This window comes from Methylobacterium sp. A52T, assembly GCF_053346095.1.
Map to the genome: position 1 here is coordinate 1 of NZ_JBKFBI010000111.1, position 20,327 is coordinate 20,327.

A 20,327-nucleotide genomic window follows, 5' to 3' on the forward strand; every position below is an offset into this window, starting at 1 on the left:
ACGCGCATCGGCGGCCTGTTCAGTCCTGATCCTTCGCGTCCCTCACCCCAACCCTCTCCCGCACGGGAGAGGGGGCCTGGCGCGGCTGGCGAGACCGGGCTCGCCGTCCTTCCCGACCGTTGCAACAGGGTCGGATACGGCTCTAGCGGAGGAACGCGCCGAGGTCGGCATTGACCGCCGCGGGCTCCTCGTGGGCGAGCCAGTGGCTGGCCCGGTCGTACCAGCGGAGCCGGCCGGCGTCGCAGAACGCGAGGCTCGCCTCCGCCAAGCCGGGTTTGAGCGCCGTATCGCGTCGCCCCCAGAGGATCAGCACCGGCACGCGCACCCGCGGCGGCCGCGCCCGGGGCAGCTGCACCAGAGCCCGGTACCAGTTCAGCATGCCGGTCATCGCGCCGGGCTGGAGCCACCCGGCGACGTAATGGTCGAGATCGGCCTGCGCGAAGGTGCCCGGCCGGCTGGAGGTCGTCAGCGCGCGCCGCAGGGCCCGGCCGCGATCCGCCGTGAGCAGCCGCTCGGGCAGCCGCGGGATCTGGAAGAGGCCCACATAGGTGCTGCGCAGCCACTGGCCCGGATGTTGGCGCATGTAGCTGCCGACGACCGCGGGATGCGGCGCGTTGAGGATCGCCAGCCGGTCGATCCGCTCGGGGTGGCGGCTCGCCACCCACCACGCGACGAGGCCACCCCAGTCGTGGCCGACGAGCCGCACCGTGGGCGCGCCGTAGGCGTCGGCCAGGGCCAGGACGTCGCCGGCCAGCCGGTCCAGGTGGTAGGCGGCGATCCCCGCCGGCTTGTCGCTGGAGCCGTAGCCGCGCTGATCCGGCGCGATGATCCGCAGCCCCGCCTCGGCGAGAGGCCCGATCTGATGGTGCCAGCCGTACCAGGATTCCGGAAAGCCGTGCAGCAGGATGGTCGGCGGCCCCGTCTCGGGACCCGCCTCGGCCACGTGCAGGCCGACCTCCGGGAGGGCGATCCGGCGAAACCTCACTCCCGCGACGGTCATCCTCGCGCGCTCCGTCATGTGCGGCTCTCCCCGCGGCGGAGAACGCGCGCGTCTTCCGGTCCGATCCGCTCAGAAGCCGAGCGCGGCGCCGTCGCAGGCCTCCGGGGAGAGCTGGTCGCGCAGACGCTCCGGCGCGGTCCGCGTCCAGAGGCACAGCAGCACGAAGGCGGCGCCGTGCAGGAGGGCGTGCGGCGCGGAACGGTCGGCCGCGGCGCGCCGGTCCGGCGCGGAACCGGGCACGGCGCCGGTCAGGGGCTTGGCAGGGTGGGTCATGGCTCCGGTCTCCCGATGACGTGTTGCCCCGGAGATCGTCGCCGGATGGTCCGGGTTACAGGTCGATGGGCGCCGCGCGTGCGCCGCCGCACGCGGACATCGCAGCGCACCGGGTCAGCGCACCCGGTCAGCGCATCGGGTCGAGCCAGCGCGCGAGGGTCCCGGTCGCGATGCCCGCGCGGGTCTCCCGGTAGCCGAGCTCCGCCGATTCCCGGAAGCGCGACCACGCCCGCAGGTCGATGCCGGAGAGCTGCGGCTTGAGCACGGCGGTCGCGTGGGCCGCCGCCATCAGGCTCTGCGCGTCGCTCGACACGGTGGCGGCGCGCAGGAGCAGCGGGGCCAGGCCCGGCATCGCCAGCGGCGAACCGATCAGCTTGCGCATGAGCCGGCCGCTCCACCCGCGCCGCGGCATGTCCTGGAACGCCCGGTCGGTCCCGACATCGACGGCCAGGACTGGGCCGCGCTCCAGCCCGGCGGCGACGTCGGCCGGCAGGTTGTTCATCATGCCGCCGTCGACCAGGACGCCCTCGTCGCACAGCACGGGCGGCAGCAGGCCGGGGATCGCGATGCTGGCGCGCAGGGCCTTCGGCAGGTCGCCCGACCGGTGCACCATGGTGTTGCCGGTCGTCAGGTTCGACGAGACGCAGAAGAACGGCAGCCAGAGGTCCTCGATGCGCACGCCGCCGTAGCGCGCCGCGAGGCCGGCATCGACCTTGGCGCCGCGGGTCAGCGCGTGCAGCGGCAGCGTGTAGTCGTTGATCGGGTTGCTGGTGGCGAAGAACGCCTCGATCTGGGCCTGGATCTCCGCGACGCTCCAGCCCATGGCGAGGCTCGCCGCGATGATCGCCCCCATGCTGGTCCCGCCCACGAAGTCGGGGGCGCAGGACACCTCGTCGAGGGCCTTGAGCACCCCGAGATGGGCGAGCCCCCGCGCCCCGCCGCCGCCGAGGACGAGGCCGCGCGCCGACCCGCTGGCGAGCCGCGCGAGGCGATGCAGATCCCCCCGGTCGCCGTCCCGGACCTGGATGCGCATCGCCGCGGGCAGCGCGGCGACCTCCGGATGCAGGGCCCTCGGGCGCCGGGCCGCGGGGTCCTGGCGCACGACGAGGTCCATGCGGATCCAGTCGGAGCGCACCCGGTCGAGATAGGCCGCCGCGCCCGGCCGCGGCGGGGCGCCGGGCTCGGCCAGGAGCAGGACGTGGTCGCCCCGCCGCTGGCTCTGGCGGCACCAGGGACAGTCGATGTCGTGCGCCGCGAAGATCGTGCGCGCGTGGGCGCCCTCGAAGGCCTGGAACCACGCCTCGTCGGCGCCCTCCGGCCAGTCGGTGAGGCAGCCGGTCTTCCCGGGCAGCAGGGCGTCGAAGGCGGCCGCGAGCTGCCGCGCCACCCGCGCCGGATCGGGCCCCTCGGTCACGGCCAGGATGGTGAAGATCCGCGACGCGTGGTGGACCGAGTGGCCGTCGTAGATCGCCCGCAGGCGGTCGGCGAGCATCCGGGCGAAGTAGAGGAGCGTGTGCGGGTGCTCGGCGATCACCGCCTCGAAGGCGTCGCGGGTGAGTTGCAGGAGGTGCGAATCGCGCAGCGCCATCACGGTCGCCGCCCGCGGGGCGTCCGACAGCAGTGCCATCTCGCCGAAGGTCTCGGGCGGCCGCAGGCGCGCGATCCGGGTCGGCCGCCCGGCATGGTCGCGGGCCGAGACGCCGACCGCGCCGGAGACCAGCGTGTACAGGGCGTCCCCGGTCTCGCCCTGCTCGAACAGGGTCCGTCCGCCCGGCACCGCCACCGGCACCATTCGGGCCCGCACGGCCGCGACCGCCGGCGCGTCGAGGCCGGCGAGGAACGGGATCTCGGGTGCGCTCACGCCGGGACCGCCGCGTCGCTCGTCCCGCGCAGGCCTGCCGACGAACCCTGCCCCATTGTCCCGTTCCCGTCCCCGCGTCTTTCGACCACCATAGCGCATGGCGGCCGCCGGTACGCCCCGTGACCGCGGCCCGCATCTGAAACGCCGGTGCCTTCGCGCGGCGGCGGCCATCCGCTACAGGCGGTGAAACACCGGAACCGGGAGGAACGCATGTCGGGGTTTGAGCGGATCGCGATCGTGACCGGGGCCGGGACGGGTGTCGGCAAGGCCGCCGCCCTGGCGCTCGCCGACGCCGGATGGCGCGTCGTCCTCTCGGGGCGGCGTCAGGCTCCCCTCGAGGAGGTCGCCGCGCGGATCGGTCACGGGGCCGTGGCGGTCCCGACCGACGTGACCGATCCCGACTCGATCGCCGCCCTGTTCGCGCGCACCAAGGCGGAGTTCGGCCGGCTCGACCTGCTGTTCAACAATGCCGGGATCGGCGCACCGGCGGTCCCGCTGGAGGACCTGCCCCTCGAGACCTGGCGGCAGGTGGTCGACACCAACCTCACGGCGCTGTTCCTGTGCACGCAGCACGCCTTCCGGATCATGCGCGACCAGGATCCCCGGGGCGGCCGGATCATCAACAACGGCTCGATCTCGGCCCACGCGCCCCGGCCGAACTCCATCGCCTACACGGCGACCAAGCACGCCGTGACCGGGCTCACCAAGGCGACCTCCCTCGACGGCCGGGCCTACGACATCGCCTGCGGCCAGATCGATATCGGCAACGCCGACACGCCCATGGGCGGCAAGATGAAGGCCGGCGTCCCGCAGGCGGACGGCTCCCTGCGGGCCGAGGCGGTGATGGATCCGGACCATGTCGGCCAGGCCGTGCTGTCCATGGCGAGCCTGCCGCTGGAGGCCAACGTGCAGTTCATGACCATCATGGCCACCAAGATGCCGTTCGTCGGCCGCGGCTGAACCGACGCGGCTTCCGGGCCCGCGCGGCGACGCCGCGCTGAAGAGGCCCGGCGGTGCGGACACGCGATCCACCCTGCCCTGATCCGATCGAGCGGACCGGTCATCGCCGCCGTGCCGATCGGACGGCCGCGCGCCGTGGCGCACGCGACCGCGTCGCGCCGACCGGCGATCGAACCCGGGCCTGAATCCGCGGCGCGCTCCACACACAGCTGAGGCCGCGCCTCGAGACGAGGCGCCGCGCGTGCCGATTGACGGCCCGCTCTATAACTCATACAAATCGAACGCCCGAGCTTCTCGAGGTGCGGGCTCGGCTCTCGAAGAGGCTGCCGGCGGCGCCCGGATCGCGTCTCTGCTTGCCGACCCGGTCAAGCTTGCCGGATCGGCTCCGCAGGGATCTTCGGGCGGGCCGTGGGTGGGTATCGGCCATAGACCGGGTCAGTCCAGGATCGCGTGACGACTATAAAAATAATCAATCGACAAGAACAGAAGCGCGGACTCGCTTCGATACAAGGCGAAGTCCGGCTGAAAATCGATAGGGGGGGGTTATGATCGCCAGGCAGACGGTTCTCAAATACATCCTGGGCCTGTCGCTCCTCGGCGCGTCCGCCGCGACACCGGCGCAGGCGGCCGGCGGGGATCCGATCGGGGTCGCCATGCCGACCAAGTCGTCGCAGCGCTGGATCGACGACGGCAACAACATCGTCAGGCTTCTGAAGGCCAAGGGTTACAAGCCGGATCTGCAATACGCGGATGACGACATCCCGACTCAGCTCGCCCAGATCGAGAACATGCTCACCACCGGGGTTAAGATCTTGGTGATCGCCTCCATCGACGGCACGACCCTCAGCGATGTGCTGTCGAAGGCGAGCGAGCGCGGCGTCAGGGTCATCGCCTACGACCGGCTCATCCGCGGGACGCCGAACGTCGATTACTACGCCACCTTTGACAACTACAAGGTCGGCGTTCAGCAGGCGACATCCATCGTCGACGCCCTCGGCCTGAAGGACGGGAAGGGACCCTTCAACATCGAGCTGTTCGGCGGCTCGCCCGACGACAATAACGCATACTTTTTCTACGACGGCGCCCTGTCGGTGCTGAAGCCCTACATTGACGCGAAGAGGCTCGTCGTGCGCTCGGGCCAGTTCGGCATGGACAAGGTGTCCACCCTGCGCTGGGACGCAGCGACCGCCCAGGCGCGGATGGATAACCTGCTCTCGGCCTATTACGGCAACGCCCACCTGGATGCCGTGCTCTCGCCCTACGACGGCATCTCCACGGCGATCCTCTCGTCGGTTAAGAGCGTGGGCTACGGGTCGGGCGGCGTGAAGCTGCCGGTGATCAGCGGCCAGGACGCCGAGCTGCAATCGGTCAAGTCGATCATCGCCGGTGAGCAGACGGCGACGATCTTCAAGGACACCCGGGACCTGGCCAAGGTGACGGTGGCGATGATCGACGCCATCGAGGCGGGCCGGCAGCCCGAGGTCAACGACGTGAAGACCTACGACAACGGCAAGAAGATCGTCCCGTCGTACCTGCTCACGCCTGTGATCGTTACCCGGGCCAACTGGAAGCCGGCCCTGATCGACACGGGCTACTACACGCTCGACCAGCTCAAGTGACCGATGCCGGGGCGGAGCTTAATCGCTCCGCCCGATCCGATCCCCGCCGCGACGGCTGTCGCGCGGGCCGAACGTGCAGTCCGAGCTGGTAAGCGCCGCATGCAGCCCGTTCTCGAAATGCGGGGAATCACCAAGACCTTCCCCGGCGTCAAGGCCCTCGCCGACGTCAACCTGACCGTCGAGCCCGCCGAGATCCTCGCCCTGGTGGGCGAGAACGGCGCGGGGAAGTCGACGCTGATGAAGGTGCTGAGCGGCGTGTATCCCTACGGGTCGTACACGGGCGACATCACCTACGAGGGGCGGCCGGGTCGCTTCCGGGACATCACGGACAGCGAGCGCCTCGGCATCGTGATCATCCACCAGGAACTCGCCCTGGTGCCGTACCTGTCGATCGCCGAGAACATCTTCCTCGGCAACGAGCCGGCCCGGTTCGGGGTCATCGACCGGGATCGTGTCCAGGCCCGCGCCCGCGCGCTGATGGCGATGGTGGGGCTCGACGAGTGCCCCGACACCCTCGTCACCCATCTCGGGGTCGGCAAGCAACAGCTCGTGGAGATCGCCAAGGCGCTCTCCAAGGAGGTGAAGCTCCTGATCCTCGACGAGCCGACCGCGTCGTTGAGCGAGACCGACAGCGAGGCCCTGCTGAAGCTCCTGCTGCGCTTCAAGGCGCAGGGCATCGCCTCGATCCTGATCTCCCACAAGCTCAACGAGATCGCCAAGGTGGCCGACCGGATCACGGTCCTGCGCGACGGCAGCACCGTCGAGACCCTCGACTGCCGCGGCGGCGCGATCGACGAGGACCGCATCATCCGGGCGATGGTCGGCCGCACGTTGGAGAGCCGCTACCCGGCCCGCACGCCGCGGATCGGCGCGGTGCTGATGGAGGTGCGCGACTGGACGGTCCACCACCCCGTCCACGCCGACCGGGCGGTGGTGCGCGACGTCGACCTGAGCCTGCGCCGGGGCGAGATCGTCGGGATCGCGGGCCTGATGGGCTCGGGCCGGACCGAGCTCGCCATGAGCCTCTTCGGCCGGTCCTACGGCCGGGACATCCGGGGCACGGTCCGGATCGAGGGTGTCGAGGTCGACGTCTCGACGATCGACCGGGCCATCGCGGCCGGCCTCGCCTACGTCACCGAGGACCGCAAGCAGCTCGGGCTCGTGCTGGGCGAGGACATCGCCCGGAACACCACCCTGGCGAACCTGCCCGGGGTCTCCACCGCCGCGGTGATCGACGAGGCGGCCGAGCACCGGGTCGCGACCGGCTACCGCACCAAGATGCGCATCCGCTCCGTCGGGGTGACGCAGCAAACCGTGAACCCGTCGGGCGGCAACCAGCAGAAGGTCGTGCTGAGCAAGTGGATGTTCACCCGGCCCAAGGTGCTGATCCTCGACGAGCCGACCCGCGGCATCGATGTCGGCGCGAAGTACGAGATCTACAGCATCATCAACGAGCTGGCGGAGGACGGCCGCGGAGTCCTCCTGATCTCCTCGGAGATGCCGGAACTGCTCGGCCTCTGCGACCGCATCTACGTGATGAACGAGGGGCGCTTCGTGGGCGAATTCGACCGCGCCGAGGCCAGCCAGGAAGCGATCATGCGCGCCATCATGCGCTCCAGGGGGCTGAACGGATGACCGACATCACAGTGAGCAAGTCCGTGAGCCCCAGCCACGACATCGTCCCGGCGGGCGCGGCCGGGGTCCGGCGCGGCCGCCTGCCGATGGCGCAGCTGCGCGCCTACGGGCTCGTCGTCGCGCTGGCGGCGATCACGCTGTTCTTCGAGGTCGCGACGGGCGGCGTCCTGTTCCAGCCGCTGAACCTGACCAACCTGATCCTCCAGAACAGCTACGTCGTCGTGATGGCGCTCGGGATGCTGCTGGTCATCGTGGCCGGGCATATCGACCTGTCGGTCGGCTCGGTGGTCGGTTTCGTGGGGGCGCTCGCCGCCCTGCTGATGGTCCGCTTCCACGTCGACCCGTTCTCGGCCGCCCTCCTGTGCCTCGCGGTGGGCGCGGTCATCGGCGGTCTGCAGGGCTACTTCGTGGCCTACCTCGCCATCCCGAGCTTCATCGTCACCCTGGCCGGCATGATGGTGTTCCGCGGCCTGACGCAGGTGCTGCTGCAGGGGGCCTCCATCGGACCGTTCCCGGAGGTGTTCCAGCTCCTCGCCAAGGGCTTCCTCGTCAACGGCGCCGGACCCTGGACCGCCGTCCTGATCGCCGTCGCGCTGGTCGCGACGCTGACCGGGCTCAACTGGCGACGGCGGCAGGCGCGGCTGCGGAACGGGAGCCCGGCCGAGTCCCCGGCGGCGTTCATCGGCCGCAACGGCGTGACCGCCATCCTGATCCTGGCCTTCGCCTGGCAGATGAGCGCCTACCGGGGCCTGCCCAACGTGCTCCTCGTGCTGCTGGCGCTGGTGACGCTCTACGGCTTCGTGTCGACGCGGACGACGATCGGGCGCCGGATCTACGCGCTGGGCGGGAACATCAAGGCCGCGCGCCTCTCGGGCATCAAGACCGAGCGGCTGACCTTCCTGACCTTCGCCAACATGGGCGCGCTGGCGGGCCTCGCCGGCATGATCTTCGTCGCCCGGCTCAACACCGCGAACTCGAAGGCCGGCATCGGCATGGAGCTCGACGTGATCGCCGCGTGCTTCATCGGCGGCGCCTCGGCGGCGGGCGGCATCGGCAAGGTCTCGGGCGTCGTGATCGGCGCCTTCATCATCGGCATCATGAACAACGGCATGTCGATCCTGGGGATCGGCGTCGACTGGCAGCAGGTGATCAAGGGCGTCGTCCTGCTCGCCGCCGTGTGCCTCGACGTCCACAACAAGAACAACCGGCTCTGACGGGCGCCGCGCGCTCCGCGGCCCCGCGTCCGGTTCGGGTCGCCCCGATCGGGACGGCGCGGGTCCGCCCCGCGGAGCGCGTCGATCCGGCGGTGTCGCGACCGCCCGTGGCGCGCCGACCGCGGACGTGGCGCGGTGCTCGCGGTGGTCGGGCCCGGCCCGGCCGCCCGAGGCGGCCGGCGGGTTTCCCCGCCCGGCGCGATCAGGTCTTGCGGGCGACCGTGAAGCGGGCGGCGTCGCGCAGGACGCGGGCGCCCTCCCCCCAGGACGACACCGCGTCCTCGCAGACGCCGACGAGGCGGTCGCACTCGGCGCGGGCCCCGTCGATGCCGAGACGGTCGACGAGCGTCGCCTTGCCGGCATCCTTGTCCTTGCCGGTGGCCTTGCCCATGGCTTCGGGCGAGGCCTCCCGGTCGAGGATGTCGTCGGCGATCTGGAAGGCCTGCCCCAGGGCGAGGCCGTAGCGCAGCAGCGCGGCCTGCTGGTCCTTGTCGGCACCGCCGACGATGGCGCCGGCCTCCACCGAGAAGGCCAGGATCGCGCCGGTCTTCATCGCCTGCATCCGCAGGGTGTCGTCCACGTCCATGTTGGCCGCGCCGAACCGGCCTTCGGCGGTGAGATCGAGGAGTTGGCCGCCGACCATGCCGCCGAGGCCCGAGGCGCGGGCGAGGCCGAGCACGAGGTCGGCGCGGACGCGCGCATCCGGCTGCCAGGTCGGGTCGGCGACGATCTCGAAGGCCAGCGTCTGCAGGGCGTCGCCGACCAGGATGGCGGTGGCCTCGTCGTAGGCCTTGTGGACCGTGGGCTTGCCGCGGCGCATGTCGTCGTCGTCCATCGCCGGCAGGTCGTCGTGGACGAGGCTGTAGCAGTGGACCAGCTCCACGCCGGCGCCGGCCGCGAGGGCGGCGGCCTCGGAGCCGCCGAGCATCCGGGCGGTCTCGATGGCGAGGAACGGCCGGAGACGCTTGCCGCCGCCGAGCACGGCGTGCCGCATGGCCTCCATCAGGCGGGGCGGCCGGGCGATCTCGCCGGCGTTGACCGCGGGGCCGAGACGCTCGACCAGGAAGGTCTCGACCGTGCCGGCGACCTCCGTCAACCTGTGGGTAAAATCGGCGGCCGGCGTGACTGCCTTGACCGAACCGGTCGGTGCCTGCGTTGAGGGGGTCGGGGTCATCGGGCTTACGTCCGGTCCTGGCCTTGCGAAACCAATCGGGTGTCAGTTGGGCGGGGACGGACTCACGGTGGACGGGGCTCGACGCAGGCGGGAGACGGCAGGTCGCGACCTCCCGCTCGCGCGCCCGCGCCGTTCCCGTCGCGTCCGACAGCTGGTGGGAGCGCTGCTGCTGCTCCCCGCCGTCGGGTTCGTCCTCGCGCTGACGTTGGCGCTCGTCTATAGCGCGGTGATGCCGCCGTCGACCCTGATGCTGGGACGGTGGTTGACGCTTCAGCCGGTGAGTCGGGATCCGGTCCCGCTCTCCGCCATCGCGCCGGTCCTGCCGCAGGCCGTGATCGCCTCGGAGGATCAGCGCTTCTGCCTGGATCACGGGGTCGATTTCGGCGCGATCCGCGACGTGGTCGAGGACGAGGATTCCCCGAGCCGCGGCGCCTCCACGATCGCCATGCAGACGGTGAAGAACGTCTTCCTGTGGCCCGGCCGCTCCTACATCCGGAAGGCCATCGAGATCCCGCTGGCGCTGGCGCTCGACACGCTCTGGGGCAAGCGCCGGATGATGGAGATCTACCTCAACGTCGCCGAGTGGGGCGACGGGATCTACGGCGCGCAGGCCGCGAGCCGGCACTGGTTCGGCAAGGACGCGAGCCGGCTGACCCGCAACGAGGCCGCCCTGCTCGCCGCCGTGCTGCCGAACCCGATCACCCGCAGCGCCGGCCGTCCCTCCCCCGGAGTGCGCCGCCGGGCCGCGCGGATCCAGGCGATGATGGGACAGATCGACGGCCTCACGGGCTGCTTGCGGCGGTAGCAGGGGGCGACTCGCCTCTGTAAGACGGGCCTTCCAAGCGTGAGAGCCGGGACCGATACACGATGAGCGATGCCGTCTACGACCTGAGCCTGGAGCGCATCGCCCTGATCCGCCGGATGGTCGTCGCCTGGGACGGCGGCGAGCCGGGGGCGCCGACCATCCACCCGGCCGCCCCCTACGGCAGCCTCGACCGCGACGGCGACATCGCCAACGTCACCGGCGACGACGAGGGCGCCGAGGAGGAGCATCGGTCGCTCGAGGACGGCCTCGCCGTCTTCGTCCAGAACGGGCAGCTGAAGCCGGGCCGGTACCAGTACCACAACGGTCTGGCCAAGCTCGATCCGGGCGCCGTGGGCGACGTCTTCCGGGACGCGGCCACCGGCGAGACCCCGGACGTCATCACCTTCGCGGTGACGCCCGAGCACCTCGCGCTGATCCCGCGGCTGAATATCGGGTGGAACGCCGAGCGGGGGGTGCCGCGCGTCGACCCGGAGAAGCCCTACGGCGATGACGGCGCCTACACCGCGGCGATGAAGCGCCTTCTCGCCGCCGTGCCGGGCGCGGCCGCGAACGACGACGAGGACGCGCAGACTCGGCTCGTGCGCCTCCATCGCGAATTGCAGCCGGCCCTGCAGATCTTCCTGCGCTACGCCGATCTCGGCCCCGGCGATTTCCGTCGGGCCGCCGAGCGCTGGCTCCCCGCCTGACGGCTACCTCCGGTCGCTGCCGCCCGCGCGGCGGCGACCGGCAGCGGGCTCAGCCCTCGCGCTTCTTGCGCTGGGCCAGCGTGCGGAGCCGCAGGGCGTTGAGCTTGATGAAGCCCGCCGCGTCGCGGTGATCGTAAGCGACGGCGCCCTCCTCGAAGGTCACGAGGTCCTGGTCGTAGAGCGAGTGCGGGCTCTCGCGGCCGATCACGTGGACGCCGCCCTTGTAGAGCTTCAGCCGCACCGTGCCGGTGACCTTCTCCTGGCTCTTGTCGATCAGGGCCTGGATCATCTCGCGCTCCGGCGAGAACCAGAAGCCGTTGTAGATCAGCTCCGCGTATTGCGGCATGAGCTGGTCCTTCAGGTGCGCGGCACCGCGGTCCAGCGTGATCGACTCGATGGCGCGGTGCGCCGGCAGCAGGATCGTGCCGCCGGGCGTCTCGTACATGCCGCGGCTCTTCATGCCGACGAAGCGGTTCTCCACGAGGTCGAGCCGGCCGATGCCGTTGGCGCGGCCGAGCTCGTTGAGCCTGGTCAGCAGGCTCGCGGGCGACAGAGCCTCGCCGTCGATTGAGACCGCGTCGCCGCGCTCGAACCCGATCGTGATGACCGTCGGCTGGTCGGGCGCCTCCTCGGGGGAGAGGGTGCGCGAGTAGACGTAGTCCGGCACCTCGACGGCCGGATCCTCCAGCACCTTGCCCTCCGAGGAGGCGTGCAGGAGGTTGGCGTCCACGGAGAACGGGCTCTCGCCGCGCTTGTCCTTGGCGATCGGGATCTGGTGCTGCTCGGCGAAGGCGATGAGCTGCTCGCGCGAGCGCAGGTCCCACTCGCGCCAGGGCGCGATCACCGTCACGTCCGGCTTCAGCGCGTAGTAGCCGAGCTCGAACCGGACCTGATCGTTCCCCTTGCCGGTGGCGCCGTGGCAGACCGCGTCGGCGCCGACGCGCTCGGCGATCTCGATCTGCTTTTTGGCGATCAGCGGCCGGGCGATCGAGGTGCCGAGCAGGTAGACGCCCTCGTAGACGGCGTTCGCCCGGAACATCGGGAAGACGTAGTCGCGGACGAACTCCTCGCGCAGGTCCTCGATGTAGATGTTCTCGGGCTTGATGCCGAGCAGCTCCGCCTTGCGGCGGGCCGGCTCCAGCTCCTCGCCCTGGCCGAGATCGGCCGTGAAGGTGACGACCTCGCAGCCGTAGGTGGTCTGCAGCCACTTCAGGATGATCGATGTGTCGAGGCCGCCGGAATAGGCCAGCACGACCTTCTTCACGGGGCTCTTCGCGGGGACGGACATGGGACTTCCGGAACTGGGCGAGGGATCTGGCTCGGCGTCTGCGGCTTATCGCGGGTGTCACCGGCCTGCAACCGGCGCGCCGCCTCGCGCGTAGCCGAGATGCCGGAGGATCGGCCGCGTTTCGCCTCACGACGGCCTTGCGGTTGTGTCAGAAACGGCGCGGGCGTTGCAGGTCGTCATCGCCGCGAGAGTGCATCGGAGAAGCGAAGTCTATGGCGCGCCAGCCAATTCTGGAGTTCTGGTACGAATTCGCCTCCACCTACTCCTACCTCGCGGCCATGCGCGTGGAGGCCGCCGCCGCCGAGGCGGACGTGGCGATCCGGTGGCGCCCCTTCCTGGTCGGGCCGCTCTTCGCCGCGCAGGGCTGGACCACCTCGCCGTTCAATCTCTACGCGGCCAAGGGCAAGAACATGTGGCGCGACGTCGAGCGCGAGGCCGCCCGCCTCGGCCTGCCGCCGGTGACGCGCCCCGCCCAGTTCCCGCAGAACAGCCTCAGCGCGGTGCGGGTCGCGATCCTCGGCCAGGACCAGCCGTGGCTGGTGCCGTTCTCGAAGGCGGTCTTCACCGCGAGCTTCGCCGAGGGCCGCTCGATCGCGGAGCCGGCGGCCGTCGCGGAGATCCTCGATTCGCTCGGGCTCGACGGCACGCAGACCGTGCGGGCCGCCGCCGCCGAGGCCAACAAGACGAAGCTGCGGGTCAGCGTCGAGGAGGCGCGCTCCCGCGGGATCTACGGGGCGCCGACCTTCCTGGCCGACGACGGCGAGCTGTTCTGGGGCAACGACCGGCTGGAGCAGGCCCTGGCCTGGGCGACCGGCGACCGGCCGAAGGGGCTGCGCTAGCCCTGCGGTAGGGCCACGTTCACGCCGCGCGGCCATGAAACCGACTCGACCCCCTGGTTCTGGTCCGGCTCCGCTTCGGCGCGGCCGGAGCGGGACAGCGATGCCCCGGACGAGTCCCATGCCTGTTTCGAAGCCCGTTTCGCGCCGCCTCCTGCTCGCCGCGGCCGCCACTTTCGGTGCCGGCCTGACCGGCGCCTCCGCGCAATCCTACGGCCAGCGGGTCGCGGTGACGGGCGACGACGGGCGCGCGGTGGCGAACTCGATCCTGCCGGGCGAGATCACCGGGCAGATCCCGGCCCTGCGCGGCGTGACCTATGTCGGGCCGCGGGATGCCGGCACCACGCTCTACGAGTTCTTCGACTTCAACTGCCCGTACTGCCGGAAGGCGGCCGCCGACGTGGTCGCCCTGCACGACAGCGATCCGGAGCTGCGGATCGGGCTTGTCCACAACCCGATCCTGTCGCCGCAATCGGCGCAGGCCGCGAAGGTGATGCTGGCGGTGCAGCGCAAGCTCGGATCCGAGGCCGCGTGGCGCTTCTATCAGACGCTGCTCGGGAAGCCCGGCCGCATCGACGGGCCCGGCGCGCTCGCCGTCGCCGCCACGATGGGGATCCCGCAGGCGGAGGTCGAGGAGATCGCCGACAGCGAGGAGGTGCGCGCGGCGCTGAAGAGCCAGATGCGGATGGCCGCGGATCTCGGCCTCTACGCGACGCCGTCCTACGTGATCGGCAACAGCGGGATCCTCGGGCATCCCGGCGCCGGCGCCATGGCCAAGATGATCGCGAGCGTCCGGCGCTGCGACCGGCTCGCCTGCTGAGGCGGGACCCGCGTCACACTTCCGCCGTCCTGACGCGCAGCGACGCGCGCCTGCCGTGTTGCGCGCGGCCATGCTGGCATGCTAGGCGGTCGCCGCGCCGCGAGGACAGTTCTCGACCTGTCCGTTGCCGGCGCGATCCCACGTCCCGAACGGTCTCGCACCGCGCTCCAGCCGGAGCGCGCGGAGCGGACGGGCAACCAGAGAAGAGAGCGACGGGTGGCGCAGAACGGTTCCGAGGCTGGTCCCCTGGTCGCAGGCGTGGCGGGCCGGTACGCTTCCGCCCTGTTCGAGCTCGCGCGCGACGAGCGCCAGGTCGACGCGGTCGCCGAGTCTCTCGATCAATTCGACACGCTGCTGAAGGAGAGCGCGGATCTCCGCCGCCTCGTCCGCAGCCCGGTCTTCAGCGCCGAGGAGCAGGCGGCCGCCATCGGCGCCGTGCTCGACAAGGCGGGCATCGGCGGGCTGGCCGGCAACTTCATCCGCCTCGCGGCCTCGAACCGCCGGCTCTTCGCCCTGCCCGACATGATCGACGCGTTCCGGACCCTGGTCCAGGACTCGAAGGGCATCGTGCGCGCCCAGGTCCGGGTGGCCGAGAAGCCCTCCGACGCGGTGATCGAGGAGATCAAGGCGTCGCTGCGCGACATCGCCAAGGCCGACGTCGCCGTCGACCTCGTGGTCGATCCCAGCCTGATCGGCGGCCTCGTCGTGAAGATGGGCTCGCGCATGGTCGACGCCTCCCTCAAGACCAAGCTCAACGGTATCCGCCTCGCGATGCGGGCCGCGCGGTAAGCGCCCCCATCCGACCCGAACACGCATAGACGCATCAGCGACAGAGGCCCGAGTATGGACATCCGCGCCGCCGAGATCTCCGCGATCCTAAAAGAGCAGATCAAGAACTTCGGCGAAGAGGCCGAGGTCTCCGAGGTCGGGCAGGTCCTGTCCGTCGGCGACGGCATCGCCCGCGCCTACGGCCTCGACAACGTCCAGGCCGGCGAGATGGTCGAGTTCGAGTCGGGCGTGCGCGGCATGGCCCTGAACCTCGAGCAGGACAACGTCGGCATCGTGATCTTCGGCTCCGACCGCGAGATCAAGGAAGGCCAGACCGTCAAGCGGACCGGCGCCATCGTGGACGTGCCGGTCGGCAAGGGCCTGCTCGGCCGCGTCGTCGACGCCCTCGGCAACCCGATCGACGGCAAGGGCCCGATCCAGTCGACCGAGCGTCGCCGCGTCGACGTCAAGGCCCCGGGCATCATCCCGCGCAAGTCGGTGCACGAGCCGATGGCCACGGGCCTCAAGGCGATCGACGCCCTGATCCCGGTCGGCCGCGGCCAGCGCGAGCTGATCATCGGCGACCGCCAGACCGGCAAGACCGCCATCGCCCTCGACACGATCCTGAACCAGAAGCCGGGCCACACCGCCGGCGGTGACGAGAAGGCCAAGCTCTACTGCATCTACGTCGCCATCGGCCAGAAGCGCTCGACGGTGGCCCAGTTCGTGAAGGTCCTGGAGGACCAGGGCGCGCTGGAATACTCCATCGTCATCGCCGCCACGGCGTCCGACGCGGCCCCGATGCAGTTCATCGCGCCGTTCGCCGGCTGCGCCATGGGCGAGTACTTCCGCGACAACGGCATGCACGCCGTGATCGTGTACGACGATCTCTCCAAGCAGGCCGTGGCCTACCGCCAGATGTCGCTGCTGCTGCGCCGCCCGCCGGGCCGCGAGGCGTATCCGGGCGACGTGTTCTACCTCCACAGCCGCCTGCTCGAGCGCGCCGCCAAGATGGGCGACGCCGCCGGCAACGGCTCGCTGACCGCGCTGCCGGTCATCGAGACGCAGGCCAACGACGTCTCGGCCTACATCCCGACCAACGTGATCTCGATCACCGACGGCCAGATCTTCCTCGAGACCGACCTGTTCTACCAGGGCATCCGCCCGGCGGTGAACGTCGGCCTCTCGGTGTCGCGGGTGGGCTCCTCGGCCCAGACCAAGGCGATGAAGAAGGTCGCCGGCAAGATCAAGGGCGAGCTCGCGCAGTACCGCGAGATGGCCGCCTTCGCGCAGTTCGGCTCGGACCTCGACGCCTCCACCCAGGCCCTCCTGAACCGCGGCTCGCGGCTCACCGAGCTCCTGAAGCAGCCGCAGTTCTCGCCGCTGAAGATGGAAGAGCAGGTCGCGGTGATCTACGCCGGCGTGAACGGCTACCTCGACAAGATGCCGGTGACCAAGGTCCGCCCGTTCGAGGACGCGCTGCTCTCGACCCTGCGCTCCAAGCACAAGGACCTGCTCGACTCGATCGCCGCCTCCAAGGACCTGTCGGACGAGAACGCCGGCAAGCTGAAGAGCGTCGTCGAGAGCGTCGCCAAGTCGATCGGCTGATGTGAGGCCCCTCCCCTCGGGGAGGGATCTTGGGTGGTGCGGGGGGATCCCGGTCCCCGCCGCACCGCCCGAACTTCCGGCTCCTTCCCGCCGAGGGAAGGAGAGGCCCATAGAACGGACCTGGACCTCACCCGATGGCGAGTTTGAAGGACCTGCGCAACCGCATCACCTCGGTGAAGGCGACGCAGAAGATCACCAAGGCCATGCAGATGGTCGCCGCCGCCAAGCTGCGCCGGGCGCAGATGGCCGCCGAGGCGGGCCGTCCCTACGCCGAGAAGATGTCGGCGGTGCTCGGCAACCTCGCGGGCAACCTCGTCGGCGGCGTCGGCGCCCCGCGGCTCCTGTCCGGGACCGGCTCCGAGCAGACGCACCTTCTCGTTGTGTGCACGGGCGACCGCGGCCTCGCCGGCGCGTTCAACTCGTCGATCGTCCGCCTCGCGGTGCGCGAATATGCCCAGAAGCTCGCCGCCGAGGGCAAGACCGTCAAGATCATGACGGTCGGCAAGAAGGGCCTCGACGCGCTGCGCCGGCAGTACCGCGACCAGATCGTCGAGAGCATGGACATCCGCGGCAACCGCCCGGTGGATTACGAGTTCGCCGCCTCGATCGCCGACAAGATCCTGGCCCGCTTCGAGAACGGCGAGTTCGACGTCGCGACCCTGTTCTACTCCGAGTTCCGCTCGGTCATCTCGCAGATCCCGACCGCGCAGCGCCTGATCCCCGCGGAGCTGCCGGCGGTCGACACGACCGCGAAGGCGGCCGCCGGCAACGCCGCCCTGGAATTCGAGCCGTCCGAGGAGGCGATCCTCGAGACGCTGCTGCCGAAGAACCTGACGGTGCAGATCTACCGGGCGCTCCTGGAGAACGCCGCCTCCGAGCAGGGCGCGCGCATGAGCGCCATGGACTCGGCGACCCGCAACGCGGGCGAGATGATCAAGAAGCAGACGCTGATCTACAACCGGACGCGTCAGGCCATGATCACCAAGGAACTCATCGAGATCATCTCGGGTGCGGAAGCCCTCTGAGGCACCGCGACCCGACCGCACAGCTTGAAGGGTAGGTTAACGATGGCGAACACCGCACTCCCCGGCACCGGCTCCAACAAGGTCGGCAAGATCACCCAGGTCATCGGCCCCGTGGTCGACGTGCAGTTCGAGGGCCACCTGCCCGAGATCCTGAACGCGCTGGAGACCAAGAACAACGGCGCCCGCCTCGTCCTCGAGGTCGCCCAGCAGCTCGGCGAGAACACCGTGCGCTGCATCGCCATGGACACGTCCGAGGGCCTGACCCGCGGCCAGGAGTGCACCGACACCGGCGAGCCGATCAAGGTTCCGGTCGGCATGAACACGCTCGGCCGCATCATGAACGTCATCGGCGAGCCGATCGACGAGGCCGGCCCGGTCCAGGCCGACACCTTCCGCGCCATCCACCAGCCGGCCCCCTCCTACGCCGAGCAGTCGACCGAGGCCCAGATCCTCGTCACCGGCATCAAGGTGGTGGACCTGCTCGCCCCCTACGCGAAGGGCGGCAAGATCGGCCTGTTCGGCGGCGCCGGCGTCGGCAAGACCGTGCTGATCATGGAGCTGATCAACAACATCGCGAAGGTGCACTCGGGCTACTCGGTGTTCGCCGGCGTGGGTGAGCGCACCCGCGAGGGCAACGACCTCTATCACGAGATGATCGAGTCCAAGGTGAACGTCGACCCGAAGGAGCACGGCTCCGCCGAGGGTTCGAAGTGCGCCCTGGTCTACGGCCAGATGAACGAGTCGCCGGGTGCCCGCTCGCGCGTCGCCCTGACCGGCCTGACTATCGCCGAGCAGTTCCGCGACGACGGCCAGGACGTGCTGTTCTTCGTCGACAACATCTTCCGCTTCACGCAGGCGGGCTCCGAGGTGTCGGCGCTCCTCGGCCGCATCCCCTCGGCGGTGGGCTACCAGCCGACGCTCGCCACCGACATGGGCGCCCTCCAGGAGCGCATCACCACCACGACCAAGGGCTCGATCACCTCGGTGCAGGCCATCTACGTGCCGGCCGACGACCTGACCGACCCGGCGCCCGCCGCCTCGTTCGCCCACCTCGACGCCACGACCGTGCTGTCGCGCTCGATCGCCGAGAAGGGCATCTACCCGGCGGTGGACCCGCTGGACTCGACCTCGCGCATGCTGTCGCCGGCGATCCTCGGCGAGGAGCACTACGACGTCGCCCGCCGCGTTCAGCAGACCCTGCAGCGCTACAAGGCGCTCCAGGACATCATCGCGATCCTGGGCATGGACGAGCTGTCCGAGGAGGACAAGCTGACCGTGGCCCGCGCCCGCAAGATCGAGCGCTTCTTCTCGCAGCCCTTCTCGGTGGCCGAGGTGTTCACCGGCTCGCCGGGCAAGCAGGTCGCCCTCGAGGACACCATCAAGGGCTTCAAGGGCCTGGTGAACGGCGACTACGACGACCTCCCGGAGGCCGCCTTCTACATGGTCGGCACCATCGAGGAGGCCCAGGAGAAGGCCAAGAAGCTCAAGGCCGCGTAAGACGACACCCCCTTCCCCGCGCGGGAAGGGGACGGAGGCCGCGCGGGCGACCCTGACCGGTGCCGTCCGCGCAGCCTTTTTCCGAGACGCTCCGCCCGCGCGGCGGGGCGCGCGCCGCCGATCCGGGAACACGTCAGGCCATGGCCACCTTCCACTTCGATTTCGTCGGCCCCGAGCGGACGCTGTATTCCGGCGAGGTGACCGCCGTTCAGCTGCCCGGCACCGAGGGCGAGATGACCGTGATGCCGGGCCACGCGCCCGTGCTGACCTCCCTCCGGGTCGGCGTCATCGTGATCACCGAGAGCCAGGGCAGCGGCAAGCGGATCTACGTCCGCGGCGGCTTCGCCGATATCGGCCCGACGGCCGTGACCGTGCTGGCCGAGCGCGCCGCCCCGATCGAGGAGCTGACGCACGACTCCCTCGACCGCGACATCGAGGCGATCGAGATGCAGCGCGACGCCACCGAGGACCTGCAGAAGCGCGAGGAGCTGAACGGCCAGATCGTCCAGCTCCAGGAGACCAAGGCGCTCCTGAAGCTCTGAGCCTCGTTCAGCGGGCGCTCTCCAGCGCCCGCGCCAGCAGGTCGGCCCGCGCTGACGCGTCCGTCGGGCAGCCCCGCTCCAGCCAGATCCTCCGCGCCGCGGCCAGCCCGCGCCCGATGCCGGGCCCCGGCGCCACACCGGCCGCGACGAGATCCGCCCCCGCCAGGGGAAAGGCCGGCGACGACCCCTCCCCCTCGAGGGCCCGCAGGGCCGCCCGCGCCGCCTCCGTCACGGCGGGCCGCGGCTCCCCGGCCAGGATCGCCAGCGCGCCGGCCAGGCACGACAGGCCGTGCTCCGCCGCCAGGGCCCGCGCCGCGACCGCGTCCAGCACCGCGCATCCGTGGAGATCGGCCAGCGCCGCGGCGTAGCCGAGCAGCTGCCCGTGCTCGCTCTTCGACAGGCGCAACCGCTCGCGCAGCCGGTCGGCGTCGTGCCGCGCGCCGACCGCGAGGGCCGCGAGGCGGGTCACCGGGGGCAGGCCCGCGGCGGCGGCCCGTTCCAGCCGCCCGAGTTCCCCCACCCCCCCCGGGGGGCGCGGCCGCGAACGACGACGAGGACGCGCAGACTCGGCCCGTGCGCCTCCATCGCGAATTGCAGCCGGCCCTGCAGATCTTCCTGCGCTACGCCGATCTCGGCCCCGGCGATTTCCGTCGGGCCGCCGAGCGCTGGCTCCCCGCCTGACGGCTACCTCCGGT

19 protein-coding genes are annotated in these 20,327 nt (G+C 70.8%); 13 read left to right on the forward strand and 6 right to left on the reverse strand.

The window, feature by feature from the left end; all coding sequences use genetic code 11:
• Positions 1 to 142: 142 nt before the first annotated feature.
• The 3 genes from ACLBYE_RS22315 to ACLBYE_RS22325 all read right to left on the reverse strand — a co-directional run bounded on the left by ACLBYE_RS22315 (position 143) and on the right by ACLBYE_RS22325 (position 3,134).
• Positions 143 to 1,000 (reverse strand): alpha/beta fold hydrolase, encoded by an 858-nt coding sequence (locus ACLBYE_RS22315; RefSeq protein ID WP_447695835.1) that lies wholly within the window; start codon positions 998 to 1,000, stop codon positions 143 to 145.
• Between the two features lie 69 nt (positions 1,001 to 1,069).
• The gene (locus ACLBYE_RS22320; protein ID WP_447695836.1) at positions 1,070 to 1,273 is read right to left on the reverse strand and encodes a hypothetical protein; all 204 of its coding nucleotides are present in this window, start codon (positions 1,271 to 1,273) and stop codon (positions 1,070 to 1,072) included.
• Between the two features lie 127 nt (positions 1,274 to 1,400).
• A complete protein-coding gene (locus ACLBYE_RS22325; protein WP_447695837.1) occupies positions 1,401 to 3,134 on the reverse strand; it encodes a patatin-like phospholipase family protein in 1,734 nt (577 codons plus the stop codon).
• A 210-nt stretch (positions 3,135 to 3,344) separates the two neighbouring features.
• On the opposite strand from ACLBYE_RS22325, the gene ACLBYE_RS22330 reads away from it, so the two are divergent.
• The 4 genes from ACLBYE_RS22330 to mmsB all read left to right on the forward strand — a co-directional run bounded on the left by ACLBYE_RS22330 (position 3,345) and on the right by mmsB (position 8,562).
• Positions 3,345 to 4,094: an SDR family oxidoreductase gene (locus ACLBYE_RS22330; protein WP_447695838.1), complete on the forward strand. Its 750-nt coding sequence runs from the start codon at positions 3,345 to 3,347 to the stop codon at positions 4,092 to 4,094.
• Positions 4,095 to 4,639: 545 nt separating this feature from the next.
• Complete coding sequence (gene chvE / locus ACLBYE_RS22335; protein ID WP_447695839.1) at positions 4,640 to 5,713, forward strand: multiple monosaccharide ABC transporter substrate-binding protein; 1,074 nt, start codon at positions 4,640 to 4,642, stop codon at positions 5,711 to 5,713.
• A 99-nt stretch (positions 5,714 to 5,812) separates the two neighbouring features.
• The gene (gene mmsA, locus ACLBYE_RS22340) at positions 5,813 to 7,348 is read left to right on the forward strand and encodes a multiple monosaccharide ABC transporter ATP-binding protein (protein WP_447695840.1); all 1,536 of its coding nucleotides are present in this window, start codon (positions 5,813 to 5,815) and stop codon (positions 7,346 to 7,348) included.
• Positions 7,345 to 8,562 (forward strand): multiple monosaccharide ABC transporter permease, encoded by a 1,218-nt coding sequence (mmsB, locus tag ACLBYE_RS22345; RefSeq protein ID WP_447695841.1) that lies wholly within the window; start codon positions 7,345 to 7,347, stop codon positions 8,560 to 8,562. Before mmsA ends, mmsB begins: the two co-directional genes overlap by 4 nt.
• A 202-nt stretch (positions 8,563 to 8,764) precedes the next feature.
• Here the strand turns inward: mmsB and ACLBYE_RS22350 are convergent, their stop codons facing one another.
• Positions 8,765 to 9,736, reverse strand: coding sequence for a polyprenyl synthetase family protein (locus ACLBYE_RS22350; RefSeq protein WP_447695842.1), 972 nt, complete (start codon positions 9,734 to 9,736; stop codon positions 8,765 to 8,767).
• 34 nt (positions 9,737 to 9,770) lie between these two features.
• Here ACLBYE_RS22350 and mtgA point away from each other — a divergent pair, with 34 nt between their 5' ends.
• Together mtgA and ACLBYE_RS22360 are read left to right on the forward strand one after the other, a co-directional pair.
• Positions 9,771 to 10,541 (forward strand): monofunctional biosynthetic peptidoglycan transglycosylase, encoded by a 771-nt coding sequence (gene mtgA / locus ACLBYE_RS22355; RefSeq protein ID WP_447695848.1) that lies wholly within the window; start codon positions 9,771 to 9,773, stop codon positions 10,539 to 10,541.
• Positions 10,542 to 10,603: 62 nt separating this feature from the next.
• Entirely contained in the window at positions 10,604 to 11,248 is a 645-nt protein-coding gene (locus ACLBYE_RS22360) for a hypothetical protein (protein ID WP_447695843.1), read from the forward strand.
• A gap of 49 nt (positions 11,249 to 11,297) precedes the next feature.
• Here the strand turns inward: ACLBYE_RS22360 and ACLBYE_RS22365 are convergent, their stop codons facing one another.
• Entirely contained in the window at positions 11,298 to 12,536 is a 1,239-nt protein-coding gene (locus tag ACLBYE_RS22365) for an argininosuccinate synthase (protein ID WP_447695844.1), read from the reverse strand.
• A 212-nt stretch (positions 12,537 to 12,748) separates the two neighbouring features.
• On the opposite strand from ACLBYE_RS22365, the gene ACLBYE_RS22370 reads away from it, so the two are divergent.
• The 7 genes from ACLBYE_RS22370 (at position 12,749) to ACLBYE_RS22400 (ending at position 19,632) form a co-directional block, all read left to right on the forward strand.
• Positions 12,749 to 13,375, forward strand: a complete 627-nt coding sequence (locus ACLBYE_RS22370; RefSeq protein WP_020093497.1) for a 2-hydroxychromene-2-carboxylate isomerase — start codon at positions 12,749 to 12,751, stop codon at positions 13,373 to 13,375.
• Positions 13,376 to 13,493: 118 nt separating this feature from the next.
• Positions 13,494 to 14,192: a DsbA family protein gene (locus ACLBYE_RS22375; protein WP_056522497.1), complete on the forward strand. Its 699-nt coding sequence runs from the start codon at positions 13,494 to 13,496 to the stop codon at positions 14,190 to 14,192.
• 216 nt (positions 14,193 to 14,408) lie between these two features.
• Positions 14,409 to 14,981 (forward strand): F0F1 ATP synthase subunit delta, encoded by a 573-nt coding sequence (locus ACLBYE_RS22380; RefSeq protein WP_020093499.1) that lies wholly within the window; start codon positions 14,409 to 14,411, stop codon positions 14,979 to 14,981.
• A gap of 54 nt (positions 14,982 to 15,035) precedes the next feature.
• A complete protein-coding gene (atpA, locus tag ACLBYE_RS22385) occupies positions 15,036 to 16,568 on the forward strand; it encodes a F0F1 ATP synthase subunit alpha (protein ID WP_354454275.1) in 1,533 nt (510 codons plus the stop codon).
• A gap of 134 nt (positions 16,569 to 16,702) precedes the next feature.
• Positions 16,703 to 17,593: a F0F1 ATP synthase subunit gamma gene (locus tag ACLBYE_RS22390; RefSeq protein WP_447695845.1), complete on the forward strand. Its 891-nt coding sequence runs from the start codon at positions 16,703 to 16,705 to the stop codon at positions 17,591 to 17,593.
• Between the two features lie 42 nt (positions 17,594 to 17,635).
• Positions 17,636 to 19,090: a F0F1 ATP synthase subunit beta gene (atpD, locus tag ACLBYE_RS22395; RefSeq protein WP_020093502.1), complete on the forward strand. Its 1,455-nt coding sequence runs from the start codon at positions 17,636 to 17,638 to the stop codon at positions 19,088 to 19,090.
• A 140-nt stretch (positions 19,091 to 19,230) separates the two neighbouring features.
• Positions 19,231 to 19,632, forward strand: a complete 402-nt coding sequence (locus ACLBYE_RS22400) for a F0F1 ATP synthase subunit epsilon (protein ID WP_447695846.1) — start codon at positions 19,231 to 19,233, stop codon at positions 19,630 to 19,632.
• Between the two features lie 7 nt (positions 19,633 to 19,639).
• Here the strand turns inward: ACLBYE_RS22400 and ACLBYE_RS22405 are convergent, their stop codons facing one another.
• Positions 19,640 to 20,152, reverse strand: a complete 513-nt coding sequence (locus ACLBYE_RS22405) for a hypothetical protein (protein ID WP_447695847.1) — start codon at positions 20,150 to 20,152, stop codon at positions 19,640 to 19,642.
• Between the last annotated feature and the right edge of the window lie 175 nt (positions 20,153 to 20,327).

Bases quoted from the DNA above. Each gene is read 5' to 3' on its own strand.
- ACLBYE_RS22315 (WP_447695835.1), bottom strand. From the start codon at position 1,000: ATGACCGTCGCGGGAGTGAGGTTTCGCCGGATCGCCCTCCCGGAGGTC.
- ACLBYE_RS22320 (WP_447695836.1), bottom strand. From the start codon at position 1,273: ATGACCCACCCTGCCAAGCCCCTGACCGGCGCCGTGCCCGGTTCCGCG.
- ACLBYE_RS22330 (WP_447695838.1), top strand. From the start codon at position 3,345: ATGTCGGGGTTTGAGCGGATCGCGATCGTGACCGGGGCCGGGACGGGT.
- chvE (WP_447695839.1), top strand. From the start codon at position 4,640: ATGATCGCCAGGCAGACGGTTCTCAAATACATCCTGGGCCTGTCGCTC.
- mmsA (WP_447695840.1), top strand. From the start codon at position 5,813: ATGCAGCCCGTTCTCGAAATGCGGGGAATCACCAAGACCTTCCCCGGC.
- mmsB (WP_447695841.1), top strand. From the start codon at position 7,345: ATGACCGACATCACAGTGAGCAAGTCCGTGAGCCCCAGCCACGACATC.
- ACLBYE_RS22350 (WP_447695842.1), bottom strand. From the start codon at position 9,736: ATGACCCCGACCCCCTCAACGCAGGCACCGACCGGTTCGGTCAAGGCA.
- ACLBYE_RS22360 (WP_447695843.1), top strand. From the start codon at position 10,604: ATGAGCGATGCCGTCTACGACCTGAGCCTGGAGCGCATCGCCCTGATC.
- ACLBYE_RS22365 (WP_447695844.1), bottom strand. From the start codon at position 12,536: ATGTCCGTCCCCGCGAAGAGCCCCGTGAAGAAGGTCGTGCTGGCCTAT.
- ACLBYE_RS22370 (WP_020093497.1), top strand. From the start codon at position 12,749: ATGGCGCGCCAGCCAATTCTGGAGTTCTGGTACGAATTCGCCTCCACC.
- ACLBYE_RS22375 (WP_056522497.1), top strand. From the start codon at position 13,494: ATGCCTGTTTCGAAGCCCGTTTCGCGCCGCCTCCTGCTCGCCGCGGCC.
- atpA (WP_354454275.1), top strand. From the start codon at position 15,036: ATGGACATCCGCGCCGCCGAGATCTCCGCGATCCTAAAAGAGCAGATC.
- ACLBYE_RS22390 (WP_447695845.1), top strand. From the start codon at position 16,703: ATGGCGAGTTTGAAGGACCTGCGCAACCGCATCACCTCGGTGAAGGCG.
- atpD (WP_020093502.1), top strand. From the start codon at position 17,636: ATGGCGAACACCGCACTCCCCGGCACCGGCTCCAACAAGGTCGGCAAG.
- ACLBYE_RS22400 (WP_447695846.1), top strand. From the start codon at position 19,231: ATGGCCACCTTCCACTTCGATTTCGTCGGCCCCGAGCGGACGCTGTAT.